The sequence below is a fragment of the Streptomyces griseorubiginosus genome, from assembly GCF_036345115.1.
GTDB classification, from domain to species: Bacteria; Actinomycetota; Actinomycetes; order Streptomycetales; family Streptomycetaceae; genus Streptomyces; species Streptomyces griseorubiginosus_C.
Genome location: NZ_CP107766.1, coordinates 8,709,049 through 8,735,684, shown reverse-complemented (window position 1 = coordinate 8,735,684; position 26,636 = coordinate 8,709,049). Strand labels below are relative to the sequence as shown.

Sequence of the window (26,636 nt, the reverse complement as noted above, 5' to 3'; positions counted from 1 at the left end):
CAAGGTGCGTGCATCATGAGCAACTGGATTTGCCTATTACGCATCCGGGGATAGTCTCCAGCCATCCCTCGCACATCAGGCTCGTCAGGAGTTCCCCTTGTCCGCTCTGCGCCCGCTAGTACTCCTCGGTTCCGCGGCACTGCTCCTGGCGGGCTGCGCCGACCCCTCCGACCCGGCCGGTGCCTCCTCCAGCGCCTCCCGGGCCACGGCTCCGATCGCGAAGAACGCCGCGCTCGCCGCCAAGGTCCCGGCCGCCCTGAAGGCGAGCGGGATCACGGTCGCCAGTGACGTCAGCTACCCGCCGATGGACTTCTTCGCCGCCGACAACAAGACGGTCGTCGGTGCCGAGGCCGACCTGGACAAGGCCATCGGCACCGTCCTCGGCGTCAAGGTCACCATCGTGAACGTGCCCTTCGACTCGATCCTGCCGGGCCTGCAGTCGGGCAAGTACCAGCTCGGCGTCTCCTCCTTCACGGACACCGCCGAGCGGGAGAAGGTCGTCGACTTCGTCACCTACTTCGACGCGGGCACGTCCCTGCTGGTCCCGTCGGGCAATCCCGAGGCGCTGAAGCCCCAGGGCGACTCTCTGTGCGGCCGTACCGTCGCCGTGGCGAAGGGGTCCACGCAGGCGCTCGTGGACCTGCCGGCCCGGGCGAAGACCTGCAAGACGCCGATCAAGGTCGGCACCTTCCCGGACGGCACCGGTGTGAACCTCGCCGTGACCAGCGGCCGCGCCGACGCCGCCCTGGCCGACTCGCCGGTCGCCGCCTATGCCGCCAAGCAGTCCGGCGGCAAGCTGGAGGTGGCCGGCGACTCGTACGGCAACGCGCCCTTCGGCATCGCCGTACCGAAGAACAGCGAGCTGACCGGGCTGCTCAAGTCGGCTCTGGAGGACCTCAAGGCGAGCGGCGGTTACCAGCAGGTCCTCGCCAAGTGGGGCCTGGAGTCCGGCGCCCTGGACGAGTTCGAGATCAACGCGGCCTCATGAGCGCGGAGTTGCCGGTCTACCGACGTCGCCGACCGGGGCAGTGGGTGCTGACCCTCGTGGTCGTGCTCCTGGCCGCGAGCCTGGCCCAGTCGCTGATCACGAACCGGCGCTTCGGCTGGGAGACGGTCGGCGCCTGGCTGTTCAGCCGGACCGTGCTGCGGGGCCTGCTGACCACCCTGGAACTCACCGCCGCCGCCATGGCGATCGGGCTCGTGCTCGGCATCGCGCTGGCACTCATGCGGCTGTCGGAGAACCCCGTTGCCCGGACGGTCAGTTGGGCCTATATCTGGCTCTTCCGGGGCACCCCGCTCCTGGTCCAGCTGCTGTTCTGGGGTTTCATCTCCGCCCTGTACCCGACGCTGTCCCTGCACCTGCCCCTCCTGCCGGCGATCGGCGACGTCCCCGCGAACTCCGTCATCACGACCTTCACCGCGGCCCTGCTGGGCCTCGGCCTCAACGAGGCCGCCTATCTCGCCGAGATCATCCGGGCCGGGATCGTCTCGGTCGACCACGGTCAGCTGGAGGCGGCGGACGCGCTGGGCCTGTCCCGGGCCCGGACCCTGCGCCGGATCGTCCTGCCCCAGGCGATGCGGGTGATCATCCCGCCGGTCGGCAACGAGACCATCTCCATGCTCAAGACGACCTCCCTGGTGAGCGTGCTGGCCTACGCGGAGCTGCTGTACTCCGTGCAGATCGTGTACGCCCGCACCTACGAGACGATCCCGCTGCTGATCGTCGCCAGCATCTGGTACCTGGCCGTGACGACCCTGCTGAACATCGGCCAGCACTACCTCGAACGGCACTTCGCGAAGGGCGGCAGCCGATGATGATCGAGGCCACCGGTGTGCGCAAGTCCTTCGCCGGGCGGGAGGTGCTGCGCGGAATCGACCTGTCCGTACCGCGCGGGACGGTCACCTGTGTGATCGGGCCCTCCGGGTCGGGGAAGTCCACCTTCCTGCGATGCGTGAACCGTCTGGAGCGGCCTGACGGCGGCCGGATCCTGGTGGACGGCGAACCGATCGGGTACGAGCCGTACCGGGACGGGCTGCGCGAACTGCGCCGCCGCGACCTGGCCCGGCAACGCCGTGACATCGGCATGGTCTTCCAGCGATTCCACCTCTTCCCGCACCTGACGGCCCTCGCCAACGTCGTCGAGGGGCCGGTCGGCGCGGGCCGCCCCCGCGCCCGGGCCACCGAGGAGGCGCTGGCCCTCCTCGACCGGGTCGGTCTCGCCGACCGCCGGGACGCCTACCCCGCCCAGCTCTCCGGCGGCCAGCAGCAACGCGTCGCCATCGCCCGCGCGTTGGCGATGCGGCCGAAGCTCATGCTGTTCGACGAGCCGACCTCCGCCCTCGACCCGGAACTGGTCGGCGAGGTCCTGGACGTCATGCGCGGCCTCGCCGCCGACGGCATGACGATGCTCGTCGTCACCCACGAGCTGGGCTTCGCCCGCGAGGTCGCCGACGAAGTCGTCTTCTTCGACGACGGACAGATCCTGGAGTCCGGACCACCCACCCGCGTCCTGACCGCCCCCGACCATCCCCGTACCCGCGACTTCGTGACGAGAGTGCTGTGACGACCTTCCGCGACGCCCTGGCCGCCGGCCCCCTCGTCCTGGACGGCGGCATGTCCAACGAGCTGGAGGCCCAGGGCCACGATCTGAGCGGCATCCTCTGGTCCGCCCGCCTGCTCCGCGACGCCCCCGAGGCGATCACGGCGGTCCACCGCGCCTATTTCACGGCGGGCGCGCAGGTCGCCATCACGGCCGGTTACCAGGCCACCTACGACGGTTTCGGCCGCCTGGGCATCTCCCGCACCGAGACCACGGCACTGTTGCGGCGCAGCGTGTCCCTGGCCCGCGAGGCCGCCGAAGCCGCCGCGTCCGAGGGAGGCGGCAGGCGCTGGGTCGCGGCGTCCGTGGGCCCCTACGGCGCGATGCTGGCCGACGGCTCGGAATACCGGGGCGACTACGGCCTCAGCGTGGCCGAGCTGACCCGTTTCCACCGGCCCCGGCTGGAGGCGCTGGCCGAGGCGGCCCCCGACGTCTTCGCCGTCGAGACCATCCCCGACCTGCGGGAGGCCGAGGCCGTGCTGACCGCACTGGACGGCCTGGGCATCCCGGCCTGGCTCTCGTACAGCATCCGCGGGACGACCACCAGCGCGGGACAGCCGCTGACGGAGGCCTTCGCGCTGGCCCGGAGCAGTGACGCCGTGGTCGCGACGGGGGTGAACTGCGCCCCCGCCGCCGACGCGGCCGCCGCGCTGGCCCTGAACACCGGGCTGCCCGGCGTCGTCTATCCGAACGGTGGCGGCGTCTGGGATCCCGGAACCCGTAGCTGGCTCGGCGCCCAGGACGAGATCGCGGACCTGGCACCCTCCTGGCTCGCCGCCGGCGCGGCGCTCGTCGGCGGCTGTTGCCGGGTCGGCCCCGCCGAGATCAAGGAACTGGCCGACCGCCTCGACGCCACACCGACAGGCCGCTGAGGGCACTCCAAGCCCGAGCGCACGCCCGCGACATGCACCACTCCGCGGGGGTGCGCTCCCGGCCCGGCGCCGGGAACCAGCGATCCCCGCTCGCCCCCTCCTCGTACACGCACCACTCGCAAGGAACACCATCCATGTCCCAGCCCGCCTCCCTCCCGGTGATCGACCTGTCCGCTCCCGACCGTGACGCGCTCCACCGGGCCGCCCGTGACGTCGGCTTCTTCCAGCTGGTCGGGCACGGCATCACCCCCGCCGAGCAGGCCCGGCTGCTCGGTACCGCCCGCGACTTCTTCACCCTGCCCGAGGCCGACCGGCACGCCCTCGACAACCTCAACTCGCCCCACTTCCGCGGCTACACACGGACCGGCAACGAGCACACCCAGGGCCGCCGCGACTGGCGCGACCAGCTCGACATCAGCAACGAGCTGCCCGCTCACGTGCCGGCCCCGGGCGAGCCGCCCTACTGGTGGCTGGAGGGGCCGAACCAGTGGCCCCCGGCCCTGCCCGTCCTGCGTGAGGTCGCCCTGGAGTGGATGGCCCGGCTCAGCACAGTCGCCCACCGATTGCTGCACGAGCTGCTCGCGGCCGTCGGCGGGCCCGAGGACTTCTACGACGACGCCTTCTCCGGCCACCCGCGCAACCACCTGAAACTGGTCCGGTACCCGGGCCGGGCACCGGAGGGGGACGACCAGGGCGTGGGCGTGCACAAGGACTACGGCTTCCTGACCCTGCTGCTGACGGACGAGGTGCCCGGACTCCAGGTGGAGACGCCGGACGGGCAGGGCTTCATCGATGTGCCGTATCTGCCGGGGGCGTTCGTGGTGAACCTCGGCGAGCTGCTGGAGGTCGCGACGAACGGCTACCTGAAGGCGACGAACCACCGCGTGGTGTCTCCCCCGGGATCACGCGAGCGCTTCTCCGCACCGTTCTTCTACAACCCCCGGCTCGACGCCCGGATCGCCCCGCTCCCCTTCCCCGGAGCGTCGGCCGCGACGGGCGTGACGGAGGACCCGGACAACCCGCTGTTCGCGGAGTTCGGCTGGAACGAGCTCAAGGGCTGGGTCCGCGCCCACCCCGCGGTGGTGAAGAAGCATCATCCGGAGCTGACCGTCGCTTGACGGTCAGCGCAGCCGGGGCAGCGGTCTGTGGCCACGCCTCTCGATACGTCATGTGGCGCCTTGACCCCACAGCGCCATCCCGGTTGCACGCTGGTGAGCCTCCGGTGGACAGGGGTCACGGCGGTGTCGCGCGGAGCGGCCGCAGCCGAGTACATGGGCATCGCGGGCGACGGCGGTGCCGGCGTCGAGAGGATCGGTGTCGCGGACGACGGCACTGGGGCCGACGAGAGCTCCGCCGGCGCCTCGATCACGACCGACGGCCGCCGTATCGTCTTCACCTCGTCGGCAAAGAACCTGATACCCGGCGACACGACGGCAGGCGACAGGGTGTTCCTCCGCGACCAGCGGACCGGGCCGACCAAGCGGATGGGTTACCAGAGCCCCCTCCAGCCCCCGGTGATCAGCGGGGACGGGGAACATCTCGCCTATCCCCACATGTGGTTCAACAACCATCGGATCAGACAGGTCCAGGTCAGAACGACTTCCGAGATCGACTACAACACCAAGCGGCCATCGCCCACTTCGACCACACCCTCCCGTCCTTGCCGTCCATCAGCGGCAACGCTTGCTATGTCGCCTACCAGGACGGCGCGGCGGAGGACGTCTTCGTGTGGGACCGGACCGACGGCACCACATCCGACCCGTTCGAGGGCCCGTCCAAGGCGGCGGCTCTGGTCCAGCTCAGCGAGGACGGCAGCAAGGTCGTCTACCTCTCGGGCTCCGACACCTATGTCCACGACGTGAGCTCGGGCGCCCAACAACAGGTGCCGAACGTACGAGGCGTGGCCATTGATCCCGCCGGCCGCTATCTGCTGTGCCCCGTACGACCCGGACGGACCGTCGCTCGGGCTGCGTGATCTGGAGACCGGCCCCGACGAGATCGTCTCGAACCAGCCCGCCTCGGCCGGGACCGACTCGGTCACCGCCGGTGGGCGGGCCGTGGTCTTCCAGTCCACGGCCGACGACATCGTGCCCGGCGGCACCAATGGCAAGTCGGACGTCTTCGTCCGCCACTTCGACTGATCGCCCCTGCTGCCGATAGCGCCCCCGCTCCCGCGCCGCAAGCCCCGTGTCACTCGAAGGAGTTAGGCCGTTCGGCCACCGCTGCATCACGGGTGCGTACTCCCGTACTGTCACATGCCTGCCGCATGTAGCCGCGGCGTAGGCACTGGGCCGTATCGGGGAGAGGACGTGCCGGAGTGATATCGAGTTCCGACTGGAGTGAGCGGGGGCTGTGCCGGACCGCTGATCCGGACGAGCTGTTCGTCGAGGGCGCGGCACAGAATCGCGCGAAAGCGGTGTGCAACGGCTGCCCCTCCCGCACCGAGTGCCTGGCCTACGCCTTGGACCACCGCATCGAGCACGGCGTGTGGGGTGGCATGACCGAACGCGACAGGCGAGCTCTGCTGCGCCGCCGACCGACCGTGACGTCGTGGCAACGCCTGCTCGAACTGGCCCGCGCCGAGCACGAAGAACAGCCCCACACCGCTGCCCCCGGCACAGACAAGGTCCGTCCACTTCCCGCGGTCTGCTGAGCGGGGAACGGGGCCCCTCGGGGGATGCCGCCGCTGCAGCGCCGAAGCCGGCACGGAACCAGCCCCGGGACCTCGGTGCGCCGACCGACACTGACCAGGCCGCATCGCGGCACCCGCCGCTGGGCCCGTCGGCAGATGCCGCCGCCTCTCAGGGAGCGGCGTGGTCCTGGAGAAGGTCCGCGAAAGGACAGCAGGCGGCAGCTGCCGTCGGCGCTCAGACGGAGTTCGATGGTGAACCCGCCGCGTGAGCGGGGCCGCTTCCACCGCACCACGGGCTCAGCGGCCCCAGCGCAGCGCTGCGGTCTGCACGGGTGCGTCCCACAGCCGCAGCATCTCCTCGTCAGCCCGGCAGAGTGTCGCCGAGCAGCCCGCCATGTCCAGCGACGTGACGTAGTTGCCCACGAGCGCCCGCGCCACCGGCACTCCCCGGGCCTCCAGCAGCCGGACCACCTCGGCGTGGAACCCGTACAGCTCCAGCAGCGGCGTCGCTCCCATCCCGTTGATCAGGGCCAGTACCGGCCCGTCGGCCGGAGTCATCTCCCCCAGCTCGTCGAGTACGGCGCCCACCGCGACCTCCGCGATCTCTCGGGCAGGCATCATCGCGCGCCGTTCCCGGCCCGGCTCACCGTGGATCCCGACCCCGAGCTCCATCTCCTCGTCCGGCAGGTCGAAGGTGGGGCCTCCTCTCGCGGGAGTGCTGCAGGCGCTGAGCGCCACACCGAAGCTGCGCGAGCACTCGTTGACGCGCCGGGCGATCGCGGCCACCCGCTCCAGCGGTGCGCCCTCCTCGGCGGCCGCCCCGGCGATCTTCTCCACGAACAGGGTCGCCCCCGTGCCCCGCCGCCCGGCTGTGTACGTGCTGTCGGTGACGGCGACGTCGTCGTTGACCAGGACGCGCTCGACCCTTACGCCGTCCTCCTCGGCGAGCTCGGCGGCCATCTGGAAGTTCAGCACGTCCCCGGTGTAGTTCTTGACGACGAACAGCACGCCCTGCCCGGCCTCGACGGCGCTTGCCGCGCGCAGCATCTGGTCCGGGACGGGCGAGGTGAACACCTCTCCGGGACACGCGGCCGACAGCATCCCGTACCCGACGAACCCGGCGTGCAGCGGCTCGTGCCCGGAACCGCCGCCGGACACCAGCCCGACCCGCCCGCCCTCCCGCGCGTCTCGCCGTACGACCACCCGCCGCTCCACGTCCACGTCCAGCTCCGGGTGGGCGGCAGCCATCCCCCACAGGGCATCGGCGACCACGCTCTCCGGACTGTTGATCAGCATCTTCATGGCACCTCCCGGGTGGGAACCGGCGGCCGAGCCTCCGCCCAGTGTCCTCACGTGGCTAGGCATCGCCGGACAGGCGGGCGCGTTCGCGATCGCACGCCCCACGACCAGTGTGCCGTCACGCCGTGAACATTCGCGATGCATGCTCGCTGGAGCGCCGCGGCGGCCTCGTGGACGGCGAAGCAGGCGCCGCCGAAGCGCCGCAGGTCCTGGGAGCCCACCCCGTTGCCGTCGGCGCAGTGCCTGCCCGGGCTGACGACAAGGAACCCGTCCGGGTTCGTCGCGACCACATCGGCGCCGAAGGCGCTTCGCAGCCACTTGCCGGCCGGTGATCGTGAGCTGGTGCAGAAGCGGCGGTCACAGTCGCAGCGGACCATTCATGGCAGCCCCGATGTCTCCCGCCTCCGTCTCCTCCCTGGCCGGGCAGCGGGCAGCATCGTCCCGCGCGCGTTTGGCTCCGGCCGGTCCTACGATGTTTTCGAGGACTCGGGGCAGTCGACGGCCGACCCTTGGGCCGGCGGGAAGCGGGCACCCATGGCTGAGCGACTCAAGAGATCAGGACTGGTCGGCGAGCTCGCAGCGGAATTCGTCGGCACGATGATCCTCATCCTCTTCGGTTGTGGCGTCGTGGCTCAGGTAGTCGCCGGCGGGGCCCTCACGGATCCGGCGGGCGGCCTGGGAAACCACGACAGCATCGCCTGGGCCTGGGGCCTTGGCGTCACCCTGGGTGTGTACGTCGCGGCGAGGCTGAGCGGTGCGCACCTCAATCCCGCGGTGACCGTCGCGCTGGCGACGTTCAAGGGCTTCCCGTGGAGCAAAGTGGCTCCCTACGCGCTGGCCCAGACAGCCGGCGCTTTCGTGGCAGCCCTGCTCGTCCGGTGGAACTACACCGAGGCGCTGGCGAAGGCGGACCCCACCCACACGATCAAGACACAGGGCGTCTTCTCCACGCTGCCCGCCAACGGCAACCCGAACCTGCCGGTCCATGAATGGGGCGCATTCCGCGACCAGATCATCGGCACCGCGATCCTGCTGCTCCTGATCCTGGCGGTCACGGACCTGCTCAACACGCCCCCCGGCGCCAACCTGGCGCCGTTCATCGTCGGTCTGATCGTCGTGGCCATCGGTATGGCCTGGGGCACCAACGCGGGTTACGCGATCAACCCGGCACGCGACTTCGGTCCCCGGCTGGCCAGCTTCCTCACCGGATACGGCGGAGCGTGGCGAGATCAGTACGGGAACTTCTACTTCTGGGTGCCGATCGTCGGTCCGCTGATCGGAGGTCTGCTGGGAGCGGGCCTGTACAAGTTCTTCATCGGCCGGTTCCTGCCGACCGCTGAGCCGGAGCCCCCCGGACGGGTCCCGGCCCCGGACGAGAACTGACCGGCTCCCGGGGTTGCCGTGATCCGGCTGCCCCGGGAGAGCCCAAGGAGAGGCGGCATCCCATGGCGGACTTCGTCGGCGCGGTGGACCAAGGGACCACCAGCACCCGTTTCATGATCTTCGACCATGCCGGCAACGAGGTGGCGAGGCACCAGCTGGAGCACTCACAGATCCTCCCGCGCTCGGGGTGGGTCGAACACGACCCGGTGGAGATCTGGGAGCGCACCAACTCGGTGATCCAGAACGCGCTCCGGCACGGAAACCTCTCCCCGGAGGACCTGGCGGCCATCGGTATCACCAACCAACGGGAGACGACCGTCGTCTGGGACCCGCGCAACGGCCGCCCCTACTACAACGCCATCGTCTGGCAGGACACCCGTACCGACTCCATCGCGGCAGCGCTGGACCGCTCGGGCCGGGGCGACGTCATCCGCCGCAAGGCGGGGCTGCCGCCGGCCACGTACTTCTCCGGCGGGAAGATCCAGTGGATCCTGGAGAACGTCGACGGAGTCCGCGAGGCCGCCGAGCAAGGCCATGCCCTCTTCGGCAACACCGACGCCTGGGTGCTGTGGAACCTCACCGGCGGCCCCGATGGTGGCGTCCACGCCACGGACGTGACCAATGCCAGCCGCACCATGCTGATGGACCTGGAGACACTCGACTGGGACGACGAACTGCTGGGCTTCTTCGGCGTTCCCCGGGCGATGCTGCCGACCATCAGCCCGTCCTCCCACCGGGAGGCGTTCGGACAGACCCGTACGTCCCGGCCGCTGCGGGCGGCCATCCCCATCACCGGTGTGCTCGGCGACCAGCAGGCAGCGACCGTCGGGCAGGTCTGCTACGCGCCCGGCGAAGCCAAGAACACCTACGGCACCGGCAACTTCCTGGTGCTCAACACCGGCACGGAACTGGTGCGGTCCCAGCACGGCCTCCTGACCACCGTGGCCTACCAGTTCGGCGACAGCCCGGCGATCTACGCACTCGAAGGCTCCATCGCCGTCACAGGTTCCGCCGTTCAATGGCTGCGCGACCAGTTGAAGATCATCAACGATGCCGCCGAGAGCGAACGCCTCGCGCGTACCGTCGAGGACAACGGCGGGATCTACTTCGTCCCCGCCTTCTCCGGCCTGTTCGCCCCGTACTGGCGTTCCGACGCCCGCGGCGCGATCGTCGGCCTCGCCCGGTACAACGACAACGGCCATGTGGCGCGGGCCGCTCTGGAAGCCATCTGCTACCAGAGCCGTGACGTGGTGGAAGCCATGGAGCAGGACTCAGGCGTCCACCTCGACGTGCTCAAGGTCGACGGTGGTGTGACGGCCAACGACCTGTGCATGCAGATCCAGGCCGACGTCCTCGGCGTCCCGGTCAGCCGCCCGGTCGTCGCCGAGACCACCGCGCTCGGCGCCGCCTACGCCGCCGGTCTGGCCACCGGTTTCTGGCAGGACACGGACGAACTGCGCACCCACTGGCAGGAGTCCAAGCGCTGGGAACCCCAGTGGTCCGAGGAACAGCGCGCGGAAGGATACGCGGGCTGGAAGAAGGCGGTGGAGCGCACGCTCGACTGGGCCAAGGTCGAATAGGTCCCGGCCGGGAGCGACCGAACGGGCCCGACCGAGTCGCGTGCGCCGCCGCACCCTCACCCGCTGCACGAGGAGGAGACCATGGCGAACCCGGCGGCTCTCTCGCCCGGCGCACGCGCGCAGGCCCTCGTCCGACTGGGAGAGGGCGAGCTCGACGTCCTCGTCGTCGGGGGCGGTGTGGTCGGCGCGGGCGCGGCCCTGGACGCCGCCACCCGGGGCCTGAAGGTCGGCCTCGTCGAAGCCCGGGACTGGGCCTCGGGCACTTCCAGCCGCTCCAGCAAGCTCATCCACGGCGGCCTGCGCTATCTGGAGATGCTGGACTTCCGGCTCGTCGCCGAGGCCCTGAAGGAACGCGGACTCCTGCTTCAGGTCCTGGCCCCTCATCTGGTGCGTCCGGTCCCGTTCCTCTACCCCCTGCAACACCGGATCCTGGAGCGTCCTTACGTCGGCGCCGGCGTACTGCTGTACGACACCATGGCTGCGGTCTCCGGTACCTCGAGAGGTCTGCCCCACCACCGCCACCTGCTCCAGCGCCAGGCCCTGCGCGAGGCGCCCGCGCTGCGCTCCGACGCCGTGGTCGGCGCGATCCAGTACTGGGACGCCCAGGTCGACGACGCCCGGCACACCATGTTCCTCGCCCGCACGGCCGTCGCCTATGGAGCGCTGGCCGCCAACCGCACCCGTGTCAGCCGCTTCCTGCGGCAGGGCGAGCGGGTGGTGGGAGCAGCTGTCACGGATCTGGAGACCGGCCGCGAGACAGAGGTGCGAGCCAAGCAGGTCATCAACGCGACCGGCGTGTGGACCGACGACACCCAGGCCCTCGCCGGTACGCGCGGCCAGTTCCACGTCCGCGCCTCCAAAGGCGTACACCTGCTGGTCCCCCGTGACCGGATCAACTCCCGCACCGGGCTCATCCTCCGCACCGAGAAGAGCGTGCTGTTCGTCATCCCCTGGGGACGACACTGGATCATCGGGACCACCGACACCGACTGGACCCTCGACAAGGCCCATCCCGCCCTCAGCTCCAAGGACGTCACCTACCTGCTGGAACACGTCAACAGCGTCCTGGCCACGCCTCTGGCTCCGGAGGATGTCGAAGGCGTCTACGCCGGTCTGCGTCCCCTCCTGTCCGGAGAGGCCGCGGAAACCAGCAAACTGTCACGGGAGCACCTGGTCGCACACCCGGTACCCGGTCTCGTCGTGGTGGCCGGCGGCAAGTACACGACCTATCGGGTGATGGCCAAGGACGCGGTCGACGAGGCGGCCCGCGGCCTGGACGAGAAAGTGCCCGACTGCGTCACGCAACGCGTTCCGCTGCTCGGCGCCGACGGCTATCCGGCCCTCTGGAACTCCCGCCACAACCTCGCCGAGGGCTCCGGGCTGCATGTCGCCCGCATCGAGCACCTGTTGAACCGCTACGGCTCCCTGGTGCACGAGCTGCTCGCCATGGTCGCGGCCGACTCCTCGCTCGGCGAACCGTTGCCGAGCTCCGACGACTACCTGCGGGTCGAGGCCGTGTACGCGGTGACCCATGAGGGTGCCCGCCACCTGGAGGACGTGCTCGCCCGGCGTACTCGGATCTCCATCGAGTCCTGGGACCGAGGTGTGGACGCGGCGCGGACCGTCGTGGAACTGATGGCGCCTCACCTGGGATGGGACCAAGCGCACCGGGACCGTGAGGTCGACCACTACCTGAAGCGGGTGGCCGCCGAACGCGAGGCCCAGCAGCAGCCGGACGACCAGACCGCCGACGCGGTACGGCTCGACGCCCCCGACATCATCCCGGTGCACTGAGCAAGGTTTCGGAGAGTACCAACGAGCGGGCCCTGAGCCCCTGACTCTCCCTCCGTCAGCTGGCATGGTGGCCGCACGGATAGCCAACCCTCGAACTATGTTGCCCCACCACATGTGCCCTTGACCTGGGCGTTCCTACCGTGTGCGAACACGTACCCGTCCCCACCGCACACGAGGAAGTGGCGCACATGGCCTCCGCAGCATCCGCTCCCCCGACGCCGAACAACCTGAAGCGCATCGTCGCCGCCAGCCTCATCGGCACCACCATCGAGTGGTACGACTTCTTCCTCTACGGCTCCGCGGCCGCCCTGGTCTTCAACAAGCTGTTCTTCCCGGACTCCGACCCGCTCGTGGGCACCTTGCTCTCCTTCCTGACGTACGCCGTCGGATTCGCCGCCCGCCCGCTCGGCGCCCTGGTGTTCGGGCACTACGGCGACCGGCTGGGCCGCAAGAAACTGCTGGTGCTGAGCCTGCTGCTGATGGGCGGGGCGACCTTCGCGATCGGCCTGCTGCCCACGCACGCGACGGTCGGCACCGCCGCTCCCGTGCTGCTGACCTTGCTCCGCCTGGTGCAGGGCTTCGCGCTCGGAGGCGAGTGGGGCGGGGCCGTCCTGCTGGTGTCCGAGCACGGCGACGCGCGCAGGCGCGGTTTCTGGGCCTCCTGGCCGCAGACCGGGGCACCCGCCGGGCAGCTCCTCGCGACCGGCGTGCTCTCGCTGCTGACCGCGGTCCTGTCGGATGCCGCGTTCGGCAGCTGGGGCTGGCGGATCCCCTTCCTGCTGTCCGGTGTTCTGGTGATCGTCGGGCTGTGGATCCGGCTCTCCGTCGACGAATCACCCGTGTTCAAGGAGGCGTTGGCGCAGGCGGAGGCCCGCAAGGCGGCGCGCGACGGTGCGGCCGAGAAGCTGCCGATCGTCTCGGTGCTGCGGCACCACTGGCGCGATGTGCTGGTGGCGATGGGCGCACGCATGGCGGAGAACATCAGCTACTACGTCATCACCGCGTTCGTCCTCGTCTACGCCACCACCTCGGCAGGTGTCTCCAAGCAGACCGCCCTCAACTCGGTGCTGATCGCCTCGGCCGTGCACTTCGCGGTGATCCCCGCCTGGGGCGCCCTGTCCGACCGCATCGGCCGCCGCCCGGTGTACCTGCTCGGCGCGGTCGGCGTCGGTGCCTGGATGTTCCCGTTCTTCGCGCTCATCGACACCGGCGGCTTCGGCAACCTGATCCTCGCGGTGACCGTCGGACTCGTCCTGCACGGAGCCATGTACGCGCCCCAGGCCGCCTTCTTCTCCGAGATGTTCGCGACCCGTATGCGGTACTCCGGTGCCTCCATCGGCGCACAGTTCGCCTCCGTCGCGGCCGGCGCCCCCGCCCCGCTCATCGCCACCGCGCTTCTGTCCGACTACGGCACCTCCACCCCGATCGCCCTCTACGTCATCGCCGCGGCCGTCCTCACGGTCGTCGCCGTCGGCGTCGCCAAGGAGACCCGCCTCCGGGACCTGGCCGACGTCGAACCGGCCGCCGGCCCGGACGCCGAGCCGGAATCCGCGGTCAAGTCCCCGTCCGCGGACGCCCGAACCGCCTGAGCCCGTCGTCTGAGCCCTTCGTCTGAGCCCGTGGTTGAGCCCCTCCCGCCGCCCTGTACCGGACCGGCCCCCGTACGCCCGCGCGTACGGGGGTCAATGCCGTGCCGACGCCGACAACCGGTGCAGCCGTAGGGCGAGTTGGATCTCCAGGGCGCGGGCGGGGCTCTGCCAGTCCTCGCCGAGCAGCCGGCCCACGCGCTCCAGGCGCTGGGCGACGGTGTTGACGTGGACGTGCAGCTCGTCCTTCGTGCGGGCCGGGCTCATCCCGCAGGCGAAGTAGGCGTCCAGGGTGCGCAGGAGGTCGGTGCCCCGCCGGTCGTCGTAGGCCACGACCCGACCGATGGTCCGGTCGACGAAGCCCGCGATGTCCCGGTCGCCGGCCAGGAGCAGCCCCAGGAATCCGAAGTCCTCGGCGGCTGCCCCGTCCCCCGAGCGGCCCAGCAGCCGCAGCGCGTCGAGGCAGCGTCGGCCCTCCGCGTAGGCGGCGGCCACGGCGTCCGGGTGGACGGCGAGGTCGCGCACCGGGGCGGAGGCACCGACGGTGACCGCCTCATGGACGGCGGTACCGAGGTGTCCGGCGGTGCGGCGGGCCAGTTCGGTGGCGGTGTCCCCGGCGGCCAGGGGCAGCAGCAGGACGGTGCCGCCGTCGCGGGCGGCGGCCAGGCCGTGCCGGGTCGCGGCGAGGTGGGAGGCCGCGGACCACAGGCGTCGGCGGGCGGCGGCCTCCTGGTCGGCGTCGGCCGCGGGGCCGTCGAGCCGCGCCGCCAGCACGACGTGGGTGGCGTCGAGGTCGGCCTCCAGCCGGGCGGCCCGCTCCCGCAGCAGGCGCGGGTCGCGGTCGCGGGCGTCGAGCAGGTCGTCCAGCAGCTCACCACGCACCCGCTGTTCGGCCTCCGACGCGGAGCGTCTGGCGAGCAGCAGCAGGGAGGTGACCATCGCGGCGCGCTCCAGCGTGCGCTGGTCGACGGGGTCGAGTCCGGGGTGGCCGCGCAGCACGAGCGCGCCCAGGAGTTCGCCGCCCGCGGCGACGGCGGCGATCCAGTCGTCCTCGTGCCGTACGGCGTGGCCCTCGGCCCGGGAGGTCTCCAGGGCCTCGGCGGGTGCGATCTCGGTGAACTCGACCGTGCCGTCGAGGATCTCGGAGACGGCCGCCGCCACGTCGTGCACCCCGCCACCGCGCAGCACCAGTTCGGCGAGCCGGTCGTGGACGTCGGAGGCGCGCTCGATGACCCCGCTCCGGTCCCGGATGATCTCGTTGGCCCGCTCCAGTTCGGTCAGGGCCGAGCGGGTCTCCGTGAGGAGGTTCGCGGTGTCGATGGCGGCCGCGGCGAGGGCGGCGAACGAGCCGAGGAGCGCGATCTGCTCCCGCTCGAAGACCCGGGCCCGCCGGTCCGCCGCGAACAGCACCCCGATGACGTGGTGCCCCAGCGTCAGCGGCACGCCGAGGATGGCGACCAGGCCCTCGTCCCGGACGCCGGAGTCGATGGTGAGGGTGTGCTGGAAACGGTCGTCCTTGAAGTAGTCGTCGGTGACATAGGGGCGGGCCGTCTGGGCGACCAGTCCCCCGAGCCCCTCGCCCATCCCGAGCCGCAGCTGCTGGAAGCGGGCGGCGACCGAGCCCTCCGTGACCCGCATGTAGGTGTCACCCCGGGCCGGGTCGTGCAGGCTCAGGTACGCCACGTCCGTGCCGAGCAGGGACCTCGCGCGCTGCACGATGGCCCGCAGTACCGCGTCCAGGTCCCTGAGCCCGGCCAGGTCATGGGCGGTCTCGAACAGGGCGGACAGCTCGGCCTCGCGCCGACGCCGGCCCTCCAGCTCGTCACGTACGCGCAGGGCGAGCGCCCTGGCCTCCTCGAGCGCGGTGATCCGCTCGGCGGGCCTGCCCTCGGCGCGGGCGAGCAGCACCGGCTGCTCGTAGGCGTCGGCGGACGCGCCCCTGGCCAGCAGGGCGAGGAAGGGTGCCTCGGCACTGCCGGCGGAACGCTCGGCGGACTGCGTGTGATCGCTGGACATGCCCACAGGATTGCTCATCGCACGGTCACCCCGTCAGGCCTGTGGAAAACTCCGGACCGGGTGAGCGACCGGACGACCCACCGGTTCCGCGGCACTCGGAGGACCACCCCTTCCCCACCGGTCAGTGCGCCGTCCAGCCGCCGTCGAGGACGAGCGAGGTGCCCGTGACGAAGGACGCCTGCGGGCCGCACAGGTACGCCACGGCCTCGGCGACCTCGTCCGGTTCGATGAGCCGCTTGAGCGCGCTGTCCTGGAGCAGCACCTCGGACACCACGCGCTCCTCGGGGATGCCGTGCGCCCGGGCCTGGTCGGCGATCTGCCGCTCGACCAGTGGGGTGCGCACATAGGCGGGGTTCACACAGTTCGAGGTCACTCCGTGGGGGGCGCCTTCGAGCGCGGCCGTCTTGGAGAGCCCCTCCAGGCCGTGTTTGGCGGCCACATAGGCGGCTTTGTAGGCCGAGGCCCGCAGTCCGTGGACCGAGGACACGTTGACGATCCGCCCCCACCCCTGCCCGTACATGTGCGGCAGGGCGCCGCGGATCAGGCGGAACGGGGCCTCCAGCATCACGGTGAGGACCGTGTGGAACACCTCGGGCGGGAAATCCTCGATGGGGCGCACCAGTTGGATGCCGGCGTTGTTGACGAGGACGTCGGTGCCCGCGGCCGCGTGCTCGGCGGCGTCCAGGTCGGTGAGGTCGAGGACATGCGGTTCGACCGTCCCGGCCAGTCCCGCGGCCTGCTCGGAGAGCGTCTCCAGACCCGTCGCGTCCCGGTCGACCGCTCTCACCTTGGCCCCGGCGGCCGCGAGCCGCAGCGCGCAGGCGCGGCCGATGCCGCTGGCGGCGCCGGTGACGAGGGCGGTACGGCCGCCGAGGTCGAGCGTGGAGGTGTGGGGACCCGGGAGGGCACTGCTAGCGGTCATGCTCCGACCCTAGGCAGCGTCCCGCCCTCGCCACATATGGTCACACCCCATACTTCACGCGGAACTCGTGGTTTCGAACCATGTGGGTGCGTCCATCGACGCCTGCTTGATCCGCTGCATGCCGAACTCGTTCAGCTCCGGCAGGGCGTCCAGGGCGAACCATCCCACTTCGAGCGACTCGTCGTCGTTCACCCGTGCCTCACCACCGACGGCCCGGCAGCGGAACGAGATGTCCATGTACTGGCAGATGTCGCCGTTGACGTAGGTGACGGGCTTGAGGGCCTGGACCACGACGACCCGCTCGACGACGCAGATCACCCCCGTCTCCTCCTCGACCTCCCGCACGGCACAGTCCGCGGGCTGCTCCCCCGGCTCCGGGATACCGCCGAGCATCGACCACTTGCCGGTGTCGGAGCGCCGGTTGAGCAGCACTCTGCCGTCGTCGTCGAAGACGATGGCGCTGACGCCGGGGAGCCAGAGCAGGTCGTGACCGATGGACTTCCGGAGGGTGCGGATGAAGTCAGGGGTAGCCATACGCCGACCCTAACCGCCGCCGATGACCCGCAAGTGATCTTCCGGACGACACTGGACGGACGCAGGCTCACGCCGGGCGGTCGTACGGCTCACGCGTGCCCGGTGCGACGCCCCCGCAGCCCGATGCTGATCGCCCAGCCGAGTCCGCCCGCGGCGAGCAGCACCAGGACCAGCTCGGGCAGGGTGCCCATCAGGGTGGCCGGGGTCTCCGACGACCTCAGGGGGACCTTCTGCACCAGCGAGGCGGGGACGAACATGCCGGTCCTCTGGGTGATCTTCCCGTCCGGCATGATGATCGCGCTGACCCCGCTGGTCACGGGCACGGTGACGGTGCGGCTGTGCTCCACCGCGCGGACCCGGGACATGGCGAGCTGCTGGTAGGTCATCTCGCTGCGGTCGAAGGTCGCGTTGTTGCTCGGCACGGAGATCAGCTGGGCGCCGTCGGTCACCTCGGAGCGCACGGCCCAGTCGAAGGCGGCCTCGTAGCAGGTGACCAGGCCGACCTTGGCGTTGGCCATCTGGAAGACGCCCGGCTCGGTGCCCCGGCTGAAGTCCTGGCGGACCATGGAGGTCCAGTTCTTGTTGATCGCGCCGACGAGCCCCCGCAGCGGGAGGTACTCGCCGAACGGCTGGATCTGGCGCTTGTCGTAGGTGTCGGTGGGGCCCTTGACCGGGTCCCAGAGGATCTGCTCGTTGTAGAGCTTGCCGCCCCGCTCGACGACTCCGCCGACGGAGATGGGGGCGTCGATGGCCCGGGCCGCCCGCTCGATGACCGCCGCCGCCTCCGCGTCGGTGAAGGGGTCGACGTCGGAGGAGTTCTCCGGCCACAGCACGATGTCGGGCTTCGCGACCTTGCCGGCCTTCACCTCGGCGGCCAGCCGCTCGGTCTCGCGCGCGTGGTAGTCGAGCACGGCCCTGCGCTGGGCGTTGAACTCCAGCCCCGCGCGCGGGACGTTGCCCTGGATGGCCGCGACGGTCACGGTGCCGTCCTCGGCCTTGTCGCTCACCAGGCCCCGGGCGGCGAGCGCCCCGACCACCGGCACGACCACGCTCAGCAGGGCCACGGCCGCGGCGGGACGCCGTACGGCACCGGTCCCCCGCCGCTCCACGACCAGCCGTACGACGTCGTACATGCCGAAGCCGCACAGCACGACGGCGAAGCCCAGCACGGGCGTGCCGCCCACCGCGGCGAGCGGCAGGAACACGCCGTCGGCCTGTCCGAACGCGATCTTGCCCCAGGGGAAGCCGTGGAACGGCGCACGCGCGCGTGCCGCCTCTCCGGCGATCCACACCGCGGCCGCCCACACCGGTGCGCCGGGCAGCTTCGAGACCGCCGCGATACCCACGCCGACCAGGGCGATGAAGATCGCCTCGATCGCGACCAGCGCGAGCCAGGGCCCGGGCCCGACCTCGACGCCGGTCCACACCAGCAGCGGCAGCAGGAAGCCCAGGCCGAAGAGGTAACCGAGACCGAGGGCCGCCTTCCAGCCACGGCCGCGCAGCACCCAGCCGAAGACGGCGAAGGCGGGCAGGGCCAGCCACCACAGGGTGCGGGGCGGGAAACTGACGTACAGCAGCACTCCGGAGAGCGCCGCGGCGGCGGCCGGGACGAGACGGCGGAGCCGGGCGGTCCAGCGAGAGGCGGGCGCGGACTGCGGTTCCAGCTGGTCCGACTCGTCCACGGAAGTTGCGGTGACGGTCACTCCGGGAGTGTACGGCGGTTGACCTCGGCATCGACAGCGCGGTCCGACTGGGCACTCGCACCGGCTTCTTCGCCACCAGCAGCACCCGCCCGCGCGCTGACCGCCCGCTGACCGTGGTGCGCGGCGGACCGCTCGAACCGTGCCGCTGCCGGGCAACCCCGCGCAACTCGTCCACAAATCGACCATCAGCCGTTACGGTGTGCCCGAGTCCTTGTCGTACGGGCCGGTGGCGTCCGGGCGGCGGGGCCACAGGTCGGGGGACCGGGGTTCGGGGGGCGGGGTGGGTTCCACGGGGATGACGTCTGTGGCCGGTGCTGCGCGGGACGGCGACAGACGAAACGTTTCCGACGTGGTGGGCGTGCTGGTCCTCGGGGCCTGTGCCGCCTGGTCGCTGATCACTGCGGCCGTGCACGACGGCCGTCCGGAGGGTGTTCTGCTCGCCCTGCTGGCCGTCGCCGCCGGCTATGCCGCGGGCCGGATCTCGGGGGCACTGCTGCCGGTCGCCGCGCCCTGTGCCGCCGCGCTGACCGCGCTGGGCCTCGCGGTGGGGCTGCCCGGTCTCGCCCAGGGCCCCGAGATCGTCGCACCGCTCGGTCACGCGGGCGCCACGGCCGCCCTGCTGACCCTGGCGGCCGGCGCCGCGTGCTGTGCCGCGTGGACCACCGGATCGCTCGTCCTGAGGCTCCTCCTCCGGCTGCTGGCCGTGGGCATCGCGGTGACCTCGGCCGCCCTGGGCTCGGCCTCCGGGCTGGTCACCTGCCTGGCCGTCCTGCTGTGCTCGCTCGCGGCGGGCCGCATGCGCCACCGCGGTCCCGGCATCCTCGGCCTCGCCCTGGCCGCGACCGCGGTGTCCGGTCTGACCTGGGCGGTTGCCGGAAACGCGGTGCCGGGCGGCCTCGCCGAGTCGCTGCGCGGCCAGCTCACCCCGCACCGGATCGACCTGTGGCACGACGCCCTGCGCCTGGCCCGCGAGGACACCGCCCTCGGCGTGGGACCGGGACGTTTCGGGGAGCTCAGCACGGCGGCGGGCCAGTCGTTGCTGCCCGACGGGAAACCGCACTCGGCGCCGCTCCAGATGGCCGCCGAGCAGGGGGTGACCGGCGTCATTCTGCTGGCGGCGGCGTTCTGCTGGCTGCTGTACGCGCTGTGGCGCTCGCCGCGCTCGACCCCGGTCGTCCTGACCGCGGGGGCGGCCCTGACGGCGCTGGCGGCGATCGCCGCGGTCGGCAACGCGCTCAGCTTCACGATGGTGTCGGTAGGCGCGGGACTCCTGGCGGGCCTGGCGACCGCTCACCCGCTGGCCGAGGAGCAGGCCCCGAGCTGACCGGCCTGCCCGGAATCATCGTCGCGGAGCGGTGGTCCCGGGCCGCAGCCGGTCCCGGATGATGCGTACGGCGGCCTCGGCGTCGTCCACGGTGACGGTGAACGTGTGGCCGTCCCACAGCCGCAGCACCACGCCCTCACCACGGCGTACGACGACGGCGGTGCCCTTCTCGGGCCGCCAGCGGTAGCCCCAGCCGCCCCACTGGCGCGGGTTGACGTGCGGGGCGAACTCGGCTCCGGCGACATGTGCCAGCGGGATCCGGCGGCGCGGCACGCCGATGTGGCCGCAGCGCACCTCCAGGCACTCCATGTCGACCCTGAGGGCGACATGGACGAAGGCGAGCGTGAGGAAGAGGACCAGCAGTCCGGCCGCGATGCAGCCGACCACGGACATGACCAGCGGGGCGACGCCGGAGGTCCACGCCGAGTCGACGGCGAGCTCGATGCCGAGCGCCACGATCGCGGCGCCGCCGAGCGCCAGCAGCCACTGGATCCGGTTGGATGCGCGACCGGTCCAGACGTCGGTGTGGTGCGAGGTCTGCTCGCCGTGGGGGTGGTCCCTCATGCCTACGAGATTACTCAGGTTTCGCCCCGCGGGTAGTTCGTCGCGGAGAGTGACTGCGCCGGGCGCGGCTTTCCGGCCGTCCGACGCGGGTCGGCGGCGCGCCCGTCAGGCGGAACGTTCCGGCTGTTGCGCGCGGTCAGCGGGCGGGCGTGGCCGTGCCCAGGAGCCGGCCTTCCTCGTAGGCCAGGGCGGGCGCGGGCAGCGCGGCGCCCTCGCGGCCGCTCAGCAGCACCGTGAGGGTGCCGGTGGGCGCGGTCTCGGGGGCGGGCTGCTCGCCGAGCCGGCGCAGCGCCTGGGCGGCGACGGCTCCGGCGGAGCCGTGCAGGACGAGCGGCGGACGCCCGGGGCGCTGTACGGCGGCACGGATGCGCTCGGCGACCAGTTCGTAGTGGGTGCAGCCCAGGACGACGGTCGTCACGTCCTCGGGGGTGAGGGCGGCGGCCGCGGCGACGGCGGCGTCGATCGCGGCCTCGTCGGCGTGTTCCACCGCCTCGGCGAGGCCGTGGCAGGGCACCTCGGTGGCGGGCACGCCGTCGGCGAAGTCCGCGAGGAGCCCGCGCTGGTAGGGGCTGCCGGTGGTGGCGGGCGTGGCCCAGATGGCGAAGGGGCCGCCGCCGGCCGCGGCGGGCTTGATCGCGGGGACGGTGCCGACGACCGGCAGGTCCGGTTCGAGGCGGGCCCGCAGGGCGGTCAGGGCGTGCACGGTGGCGGTGTTGCAGCCGATGATCAGGGCGTCGGGACCGTGGGCCGCGGCCGCCTCGGCGAGGCCCAGGGCGCGTCCGACGATGTCCTCGGGGGTCCGGGGGCCCCAGGGCATGCCGTCGGGGTCGAGGGAGAGCACGAGATCGGCGTCGGGGCGCAGTCGCCGTACCGCGGCGGTGGCCGCGAGCAGACCGATTCCGGAGTCCAAGAGCGCGATCTTCACCCGGTCACGATAGACGATGAGCCCTTGACGGCCTCTCGCGTGGGGCAGACTGCGCGCGTGAGCGCCATCGCGTGGACCGCCGCCGTATCCCTCGCCGCCTGGCTGTGGCTGCTGCTCTGCCAGGGCTTCTTCTGGCGCACGGACGTGCGGCTCCCGCCGGAGCGGGATCCGGACGCCTGGCCCTTCGTGGCCGTGGTGGTGCCGGCTCGCGACGAGGCCGAGGTGCTGCCCGCGAGCCTCCCTTCCCTCCTGGCCCAGGACTATCCGGGGCGCGCGGAGGTCTTCCTGGTCGACGACGGCAGCTCGGACGGCACCGGGGAGCTGGCCCGTGAACTCGCGCGGCGCGCGGACGGGCTGCCGCTGACCGTGTCCTCGCCGGGTGAGCCGCCCGCGGGGTGGACCGGCAAGCTGTGGGCCGTGCGTCACGGGATCGGTCTGGCACGCGCGCGTGGCCCCGAGTATCTGCTGCTGACGGACGCCGACATCGCGCACCAGCCGGACAGTCTGCGGCGCCTGGTGGCCGCGGCGCACGCCGGGGGCTTCGACGTCGTCTCGCAGATGGCCCGGCTGCGGGTGGAGAGCCTGTGGGAGCGGCTCGTGGTGCCGGCGTTCGTCTACTTCTTCGCTCAGCTGTATCCGTTCCGGCGGATCGGCAGGAAGGGCGCGCGGACCGCGGCCGCGGCGGGCGGCTGTGTGCTGCTGCGTGCCGAGACCGCCGAGCGGGCGCGGATCCCCGACGCCATCCGGCACGCGGTCATCGACGACGTGGCCCTCGCGAGGGCCGTCAAGGGTGGGGGCGGCCACATCTGGCTGGGCCTGGCCGAGCGGGTGGACAGCGTGCGCCCCTATCCCGGGCTGCACGACCTGTGGCGGATGGTGTCGCGCAGCGCCTACGCCCAGCTCCGCCACAACCCCCTGGTGCTGCTCGGCACGGTCCTCGGGCTGGCGCTGGTCTACCTGGTCCCGCCAGTCGCCGTCGTCACGGGTCTGGCGACGGCGAGCGCCGCGACCTGCGTGCTCGGCGGTCTCGCCTGGCTGGTCATGACCGGGACGTACCTCCCCATGCTCCGCTACTACCGGCAGCCGCTGTGGCTCGCGCCCCTGCTGCCGTTCACCGCGTTCCTCTACCTCCTGATGACGGTCGACTCGGCGGTGCAGCACTACCGGGGGCGCGGCGCGGCCTGGAAGGGCCGCACCTATGCCCGCCCGGACGCCGTGGTCGGCGAGGAGAGGTAGCCGGTCACTTGCGGCCCGGCGTCCAGTTCATGCCCCAGCCGTAGGCGTGGTCCACCGTGCGCTGCGGGCTCACGCCCCGGTCGGGCACCAGATAGCGGGCCTCGCGCTGGACGACGAGGTCGTCGCCGGTGTTGGTGATGAGGGCCAGCGCGCAGACGGTGGAGGGCACCGTGCACTCGTCGAGCGAGAAGTCGATCGGGGCGCCGTACTGCGGCTGGAGCGTGACGGTGGCGTGCAGGTCGGCGAAGGAGCGTGCGCCCTCGTAGATGGTGACGAAAACAAGGATGCGCCGGAAGTCCCGCTGGTGGTCGAGGTTCACGGTGAGGTTCTCGCCGTCGGCGACCGCCCCGGTGCGGTCGTCGCCGTCGAGATGGATGTACGGCGGCTGGTGCAGGGCTCCATAGGCGTTGCCCAGCGCCTGTACGACCCCCTTGCGGCCGTCGGCGAGCTCGTACAGGGCGCACAGGTCGAGGTCGAGGTCCGCGTGCATGGCCACCGCGCGGCCGCGTTTGCTGCCCCACCCCGAGAACTGTTTGCGTACCTGCCAGTTGAGGTTCACCCGCATCGCGCCCGAGGTGCCGCCCTGTTTCGTGAGGGAGACGGAGGGGGCCGCCTTGGTGAGTGTGACCTTGGTCAGGCGGACCGGTTGCGGGGCGGGCGCGGGCGGTGGGGCGACCGGTGCGGGCGCGCTCGCCGGGGGCGCCGCCTGCTGGGGCTCGTCCACGGTGATCCCGAAGTCTGTTGCCAGTCCTTCCAGTCCGCTGTCGTAGCCCTGTCCCACCGCGCGGAACTTCCAGGCTCCCTGCCGGCGGTAGAACTCCCCGAGCACGAAAGCGGTTTCGACGGTGGCGCCGGTGCTGTCGAACCGGGCGGCCACGGTGCCCTGAGCGGCGTCCCGTACCTCGATGTAGAGGTCCGGGACGTGCGCGAAGGTGCCGCCGTCCGAGGAGGCGGCGAGCACGACGGTCTCGATCGACGGCTCCACGCGCGCGAGGTCGACGAGCAGGGTGTCGGTCACCCGGCCGCCGTCGGTCCGCTTGCCCTCGTGACGGACCGCGCCGGAGGCGTGCGCGGGCTGGTTGTAGAAGACGAAGTCGGCGTCGGAACGGACCTTTCCGCCGACGAGCAGCAGGGCCGAGGCATCCGCGTCCGGGACCCCCGGTCCGGAACGCCAGCCCAATTCGACGCGCAGTGCCGTCGTGGGCACCGGAACGTTCGAGCCTTTCGGCATTGACATGTCCGCCCCCATCAGGTGTCGGCAGGCCAGGACGCGCCCCGGCGGCCCTTCGTGTTCTACCCGCACAACCTATTCCCACGGGACAGCGAACTCCCATCCCGCGCACAGCAAGATCGCCGGTCAACCACCGGTAACCCCCTGGGAACTCGGGCTTTACACGAAGTGACCCCGGATTCGCGTCCTATTTTGCCGAGTTCGCTCGCATTGGGGATCCGGCGTCACTGCCGACACGGAAAACAACCCTCTTATCGGTCTCCCCAACCAGCACATCGTGGGCTTAACTTATGTGCCATGACCTCCCCCCGCTCCACTTATGGCGGCGGCTACTACTCCGCCTCCTTCCCGGACACTCCGATCTACGACTCGCTCGTGGCCGAGCGGGGCACCCCGCAGATCGCCCCGATCCGGGTCCCTGCCGCGTACGACGTCCCGGCGAGCCACCTGCCCGCACTGCCGTCCTCGCTGCCCGCCCTGCCCGCGGGTCCCTCCCAGTCCGCCTACGGCTATCCGCAGGCGCAACAGCCTTCTCCGCTCCAGCAGGCACCCGCCGCGTACATCCCGCAGCAGGCCGCCGCGCCGCGCGGTTATCCCGGGCCGCAGCAGCAGCCGCGCCCGGCCGCTCCCGGCATGGGGATGGGCATGAACACGGGCTACGAGGCGATGCGTCCCGCGGCTCCGCGGCCCGCCCAGGCGGCTCCCTACCAGGATCCGTACAACAACCAGCAGTACCGCGGGTACTGATTCCCCTCCCGGGCTGTCGGTGCCGCCTGGCACGATGGCCCCATGGGGAATGCGCAGCTGCTGTCGATCCACGTCCATCCGGTCAAGGCGTTCCGGGGTCTCGCGCCCCGGGAGGCCGAGGTGGAGCCCTGGGGGCTGGCCGGAGACCGGCGCTGGGCGTTGGTCGACGACGGGGGAAAGGTCGTCACACAGCGACAGCAGCCACGTCTCGCACTGGCCGCCGCCGAGCTCTTGCCCGGCGGCGGCGTCGTGCTGTCCGCGCCCGGCATGGAGCCGCTGACCGTGCCCGCCCCCGAGCCCGGCGGGACCCTCACGCTGGAGCTCTTCGGGGAGAAGGTCGAGGGGGTGCCCGCCGCCGACGCGGCCGCGCACACCTGGTGCAGCGACTACCTGGGCGTCGGCGCACGCCTCGTGCACCTGGACGACCCCGCCACCCGCCGCCCGGTCGACCCCGAATACGCGCTGCCGGGCGAGACCGTCTCCCTCGCCGACGGATATCCGCTGCTGCTCACCTCCGCGGCCTCCCTCGACGCTCTCAACTCCCTGATCGCCGAAGGCCGGCACGCCGCCGAAGGGCCGCTGCCCATGAACCGTTTCCGGCCCAACGTCGTCGTGGGCGGCACCGAGGCCTGGGCGGAGGACGACTGGTCGCGGATCGCCGTCGGCGACGTCACGTTCCGCGTGGTCAAGATGTGCGGGCGGTGCGTGGTGACCACGACCGACCAGTCCAGCGCGGTGCGCGGCAAGGAGCCCCTGCACACCCTGGGCCGCCACCGGCGCTTCGGCAGCAAGCTGGTCTTCGGCCAGAACCTGGTGCCGCAGTCCCGGGGCACGATCCGGGTCGGCGATCCGGTCAGGATCCTCGACTGAGCGGCCGGGCGGACCCCGGGCGGGGTTCCGTCAAAGATCCACCCGGATCCGTCCCGCGGGAACCCCGCCCGGTGGCCCGCACGTTGGTCCTTTCATGAGGAGTTCATGAGAGGACCCGGCCGCAGGTGATTTCGCTCTCTCTTCGGCCGGTCCCGCGCGTGAATCCCTCGACAGAGGGTTATCACGGAGCGGAAGGGGGTGCGGACGGTGCGAGCGATCAGCGGACTCTGGCGGTGGCGGCACAACCCACTGCGGCGCGGGACCGATCTGGCCGAGGCCTGGGTGGCCCTCGTCGCCCTGCTGCTGATCCTGGTCGTCACACCCGTGGTCGGCTCGGTCGTCGGCGGGGTGGCTCAGGACGCGCTCCAGGAGGCGGTGCGGGAGCAGCGTGAGTCCCGGCAGCTGGTGACGGCGACCGTGATCCGCAAGCTGGACCGCTCCCCACTGGACGCCGACCCGGAGACGTCCTCGGGGCGGGAGGTCAGAAGCCGGGTGCTGGCCGACTGGACCGCGCCGGACGGCACCACCCACCAGGGCTCCGTCATGGCCGCCCTCCAGACCCCGCACCGCGGCGACCACTTCGACATCTGGACGGACCTGCACGGGCGGATAGCGGCCCGGCCGCTGGACTCCGCCACCGCCACCACCCATGCCGTGCTCGCCGGCACCGGCGCGGCCCTGCTGGCCGCGGGGCTGATCGAGGGCACCCGGCGGTTGGCCGTGTGGCGCATGGTCCGTCGCCGGTACGCGGGGTGGGACCGGGCCTGGGACAGCGCGGGCCCGGACTGGGGCCGGACCGGTACCGGCAGTTGACGGCC

General features: G+C 71.7%; 26 protein-coding genes. 18 read left to right on the top strand and 8 right to left on the bottom strand.

Annotated elements, in window-relative coordinates; translation table 11 throughout:
• The first annotated feature begins 97 nt into the window (after positions 1 to 97).
• From OHN19_RS39335 to OHN19_RS39300, 8 genes are all read left to right on the top strand, one after another.
• Positions 98 to 988, top strand: coding sequence for an ABC transporter substrate-binding protein (locus OHN19_RS39335; RefSeq protein ID WP_330268780.1), 891 nt, complete (start codon positions 98 to 100; stop codon positions 986 to 988).
• Complete coding sequence (locus OHN19_RS39330; protein WP_330268779.1) at positions 985 to 1,815, top strand: amino acid ABC transporter permease; 831 nt, start codon at positions 985 to 987, stop codon at positions 1,813 to 1,815. Before OHN19_RS39335 ends, OHN19_RS39330 begins: the two co-directional genes overlap by 4 nt.
• A complete protein-coding gene (locus tag OHN19_RS39325) occupies positions 1,815 to 2,564 on the top strand; it encodes an amino acid ABC transporter ATP-binding protein (RefSeq protein WP_330269815.1) in 750 nt (249 codons plus the stop codon). Before OHN19_RS39330 ends, OHN19_RS39325 begins: the two co-directional genes overlap by 1 nt.
• Entirely contained in the window at positions 2,561 to 3,472 is a 912-nt protein-coding gene (mmuM, locus tag OHN19_RS39320) for a homocysteine S-methyltransferase (RefSeq protein ID WP_330268778.1), read from the top strand. The genes OHN19_RS39325 and mmuM overlap by 4 nt, the downstream gene beginning before the upstream one ends.
• Positions 3,473 to 3,606: 134 nt before the next feature.
• A complete protein-coding gene (locus OHN19_RS39315) occupies positions 3,607 to 4,590 on the top strand; it encodes an isopenicillin N synthase family dioxygenase (protein ID WP_330268777.1) in 984 nt (327 codons plus the stop codon).
• A 542-nt stretch (positions 4,591 to 5,132) separates the two neighbouring features.
• On the top strand, positions 5,133 to 5,447 hold the full coding sequence (locus tag OHN19_RS39310) for a hypothetical protein (protein WP_330268776.1): 315 nt from the start codon (positions 5,133 to 5,135) through the stop codon (positions 5,445 to 5,447).
• On the top strand, positions 5,380 to 5,613 hold the full coding sequence (locus OHN19_RS39305) for a hypothetical protein (RefSeq protein ID WP_330268775.1): 234 nt from the start codon (positions 5,380 to 5,382) through the stop codon (positions 5,611 to 5,613). Before OHN19_RS39310 ends, OHN19_RS39305 begins: the two co-directional genes overlap by 68 nt.
• A gap of 176 nt (positions 5,614 to 5,789) precedes the next feature.
• A complete protein-coding gene (locus OHN19_RS39300; protein WP_330268774.1) occupies positions 5,790 to 6,125 on the top strand; it encodes a WhiB family transcriptional regulator in 336 nt (111 codons plus the stop codon).
• A 276-nt stretch (positions 6,126 to 6,401) separates the two neighbouring features.
• Here OHN19_RS39300 and dhaK read toward each other — a convergent pair whose 3' ends face one another.
• On the bottom strand, positions 6,402 to 7,406 hold the full coding sequence (gene dhaK / locus OHN19_RS39295; RefSeq protein WP_330268773.1) for a dihydroxyacetone kinase subunit DhaK: 1,005 nt from the start codon (positions 7,404 to 7,406) through the stop codon (positions 6,402 to 6,404).
• Positions 7,407 to 7,528: 122 nt separating this feature from the next.
• Here dhaK and OHN19_RS39290 point away from each other — a divergent pair, with 122 nt between their 5' ends.
• The 5 genes from OHN19_RS39290 to OHN19_RS39270 all read left to right on the top strand — a co-directional run bounded on the left by OHN19_RS39290 (position 7,529) and on the right by OHN19_RS39270 (position 13,749).
• On the top strand, positions 7,529 to 7,735 hold the full coding sequence (locus OHN19_RS39290) for a hypothetical protein (RefSeq protein WP_330268772.1): 207 nt from the start codon (positions 7,529 to 7,531) through the stop codon (positions 7,733 to 7,735).
• Positions 7,736 to 7,937: 202 nt separating this feature from the next.
• Positions 7,938 to 8,786 carry an MIP/aquaporin family protein gene (locus OHN19_RS39285; RefSeq protein ID WP_330268771.1) on the top strand — a complete coding sequence of 283 codons (849 nt, stop codon included), beginning with the start codon at positions 7,938 to 7,940 and terminating at the stop codon, positions 8,784 to 8,786.
• 62 nt (positions 8,787 to 8,848) lie between these two features.
• On the top strand, positions 8,849 to 10,366 hold the full coding sequence (glpK, locus tag OHN19_RS39280; protein ID WP_330268770.1) for a glycerol kinase GlpK: 1,518 nt from the start codon (positions 8,849 to 8,851) through the stop codon (positions 10,364 to 10,366).
• Between the two features lie 81 nt (positions 10,367 to 10,447).
• A complete protein-coding gene (locus OHN19_RS39275; RefSeq protein ID WP_330268769.1) occupies positions 10,448 to 12,160 on the top strand; it encodes a glycerol-3-phosphate dehydrogenase/oxidase in 1,713 nt (570 codons plus the stop codon).
• A gap of 188 nt (positions 12,161 to 12,348) precedes the next feature.
• The gene (locus OHN19_RS39270) at positions 12,349 to 13,749 is read left to right on the top strand and encodes an MFS transporter (RefSeq protein WP_330268768.1); all 1,401 of its coding nucleotides are present in this window, start codon (positions 12,349 to 12,351) and stop codon (positions 13,747 to 13,749) included.
• 93 nt (positions 13,750 to 13,842) lie between these two features.
• On the opposite strand, the gene OHN19_RS39265 is transcribed toward OHN19_RS39270, so the two are convergent.
• The 4 genes from OHN19_RS39265 to lnt all read right to left on the bottom strand — a co-directional run bounded on the left by OHN19_RS39265 (position 13,843) and on the right by lnt (position 18,921).
• A complete protein-coding gene (locus tag OHN19_RS39265; protein WP_330268767.1) occupies positions 13,843 to 15,762 on the bottom strand; it encodes a helix-turn-helix domain-containing protein in 1,920 nt (639 codons plus the stop codon).
• 121 nt (positions 15,763 to 15,883) lie between these two features.
• The gene (locus OHN19_RS39260; protein ID WP_330268766.1) at positions 15,884 to 16,684 is read right to left on the bottom strand and encodes a 3-hydroxybutyrate dehydrogenase; all 801 of its coding nucleotides are present in this window, start codon (positions 16,682 to 16,684) and stop codon (positions 15,884 to 15,886) included.
• Positions 16,685 to 16,738: 54 nt separating this feature from the next.
• Complete coding sequence (locus OHN19_RS39255) at positions 16,739 to 17,218, bottom strand: NUDIX domain-containing protein (protein ID WP_330268765.1); 480 nt, start codon at positions 17,216 to 17,218, stop codon at positions 16,739 to 16,741.
• Between the two features lie 89 nt (positions 17,219 to 17,307).
• Positions 17,308 to 18,921: an apolipoprotein N-acyltransferase gene (gene lnt, locus OHN19_RS39250; RefSeq protein WP_330268764.1), complete on the bottom strand. Its 1,614-nt coding sequence runs from the start codon at positions 18,919 to 18,921 to the stop codon at positions 17,308 to 17,310.
• A 295-nt stretch (positions 18,922 to 19,216) separates the two neighbouring features.
• On the opposite strand from lnt, the gene OHN19_RS39245 reads away from it, so the two are divergent.
• Positions 19,217 to 20,245 carry an O-antigen ligase family protein gene (locus OHN19_RS39245; protein WP_330268763.1) on the top strand — a complete coding sequence of 343 codons (1,029 nt, stop codon included), beginning with the start codon at positions 19,217 to 19,219 and terminating at the stop codon, positions 20,243 to 20,245.
• A 15-nt stretch (positions 20,246 to 20,260) separates the two neighbouring features.
• On the opposite strand, the gene OHN19_RS39240 is transcribed toward OHN19_RS39245, so the two are convergent.
• Positions 20,261 to 20,809, bottom strand: coding sequence for a hypothetical protein (locus OHN19_RS39240; RefSeq protein WP_330268762.1), 549 nt, complete (start codon positions 20,807 to 20,809; stop codon positions 20,261 to 20,263).
• A 136-nt stretch (positions 20,810 to 20,945) separates the two neighbouring features.
• Positions 20,946 to 21,734, bottom strand: a complete 789-nt coding sequence (locus OHN19_RS39235; protein ID WP_330268761.1) for a glutamate racemase — start codon at positions 21,732 to 21,734, stop codon at positions 20,946 to 20,948.
• Between the two features lie 57 nt (positions 21,735 to 21,791).
• On the opposite strand from OHN19_RS39235, the gene OHN19_RS39230 reads away from it, so the two are divergent.
• Entirely contained in the window at positions 21,792 to 22,970 is a 1,179-nt protein-coding gene (locus tag OHN19_RS39230) for a glycosyltransferase (protein WP_419249559.1), read from the top strand.
• A 4-nt stretch (positions 22,971 to 22,974) separates the two neighbouring features.
• Here OHN19_RS39230 and OHN19_RS39225 read toward each other — a convergent pair whose 3' ends face one another.
• Complete coding sequence (locus OHN19_RS39225; protein WP_330269813.1) at positions 22,975 to 24,201, bottom strand: TerD family protein; 1,227 nt, start codon at positions 24,199 to 24,201, stop codon at positions 22,975 to 22,977.
• A gap of 297 nt (positions 24,202 to 24,498) precedes the next feature.
• Here OHN19_RS39225 and OHN19_RS39220 point away from each other — a divergent pair, with 297 nt between their 5' ends.
• From OHN19_RS39220 to OHN19_RS39210, 3 genes are all read left to right on the top strand, one after another.
• Positions 24,499 to 24,948, top strand: a complete 450-nt coding sequence (locus OHN19_RS39220) for a DUF6643 family protein (RefSeq protein ID WP_123758921.1) — start codon at positions 24,499 to 24,501, stop codon at positions 24,946 to 24,948.
• A 42-nt stretch (positions 24,949 to 24,990) separates the two neighbouring features.
• Positions 24,991 to 25,818 (top strand): MOSC domain-containing protein, encoded by an 828-nt coding sequence (locus tag OHN19_RS39215; RefSeq protein ID WP_330268760.1) that lies wholly within the window; start codon positions 24,991 to 24,993, stop codon positions 25,816 to 25,818.
• 207 nt (positions 25,819 to 26,025) lie between these two features.
• A complete protein-coding gene (locus OHN19_RS39210; protein WP_330269812.1) occupies positions 26,026 to 26,631 on the top strand; it encodes a hypothetical protein in 606 nt (201 codons plus the stop codon).
• Positions 26,632 to 26,636 lie beyond the last annotated feature (5 nt).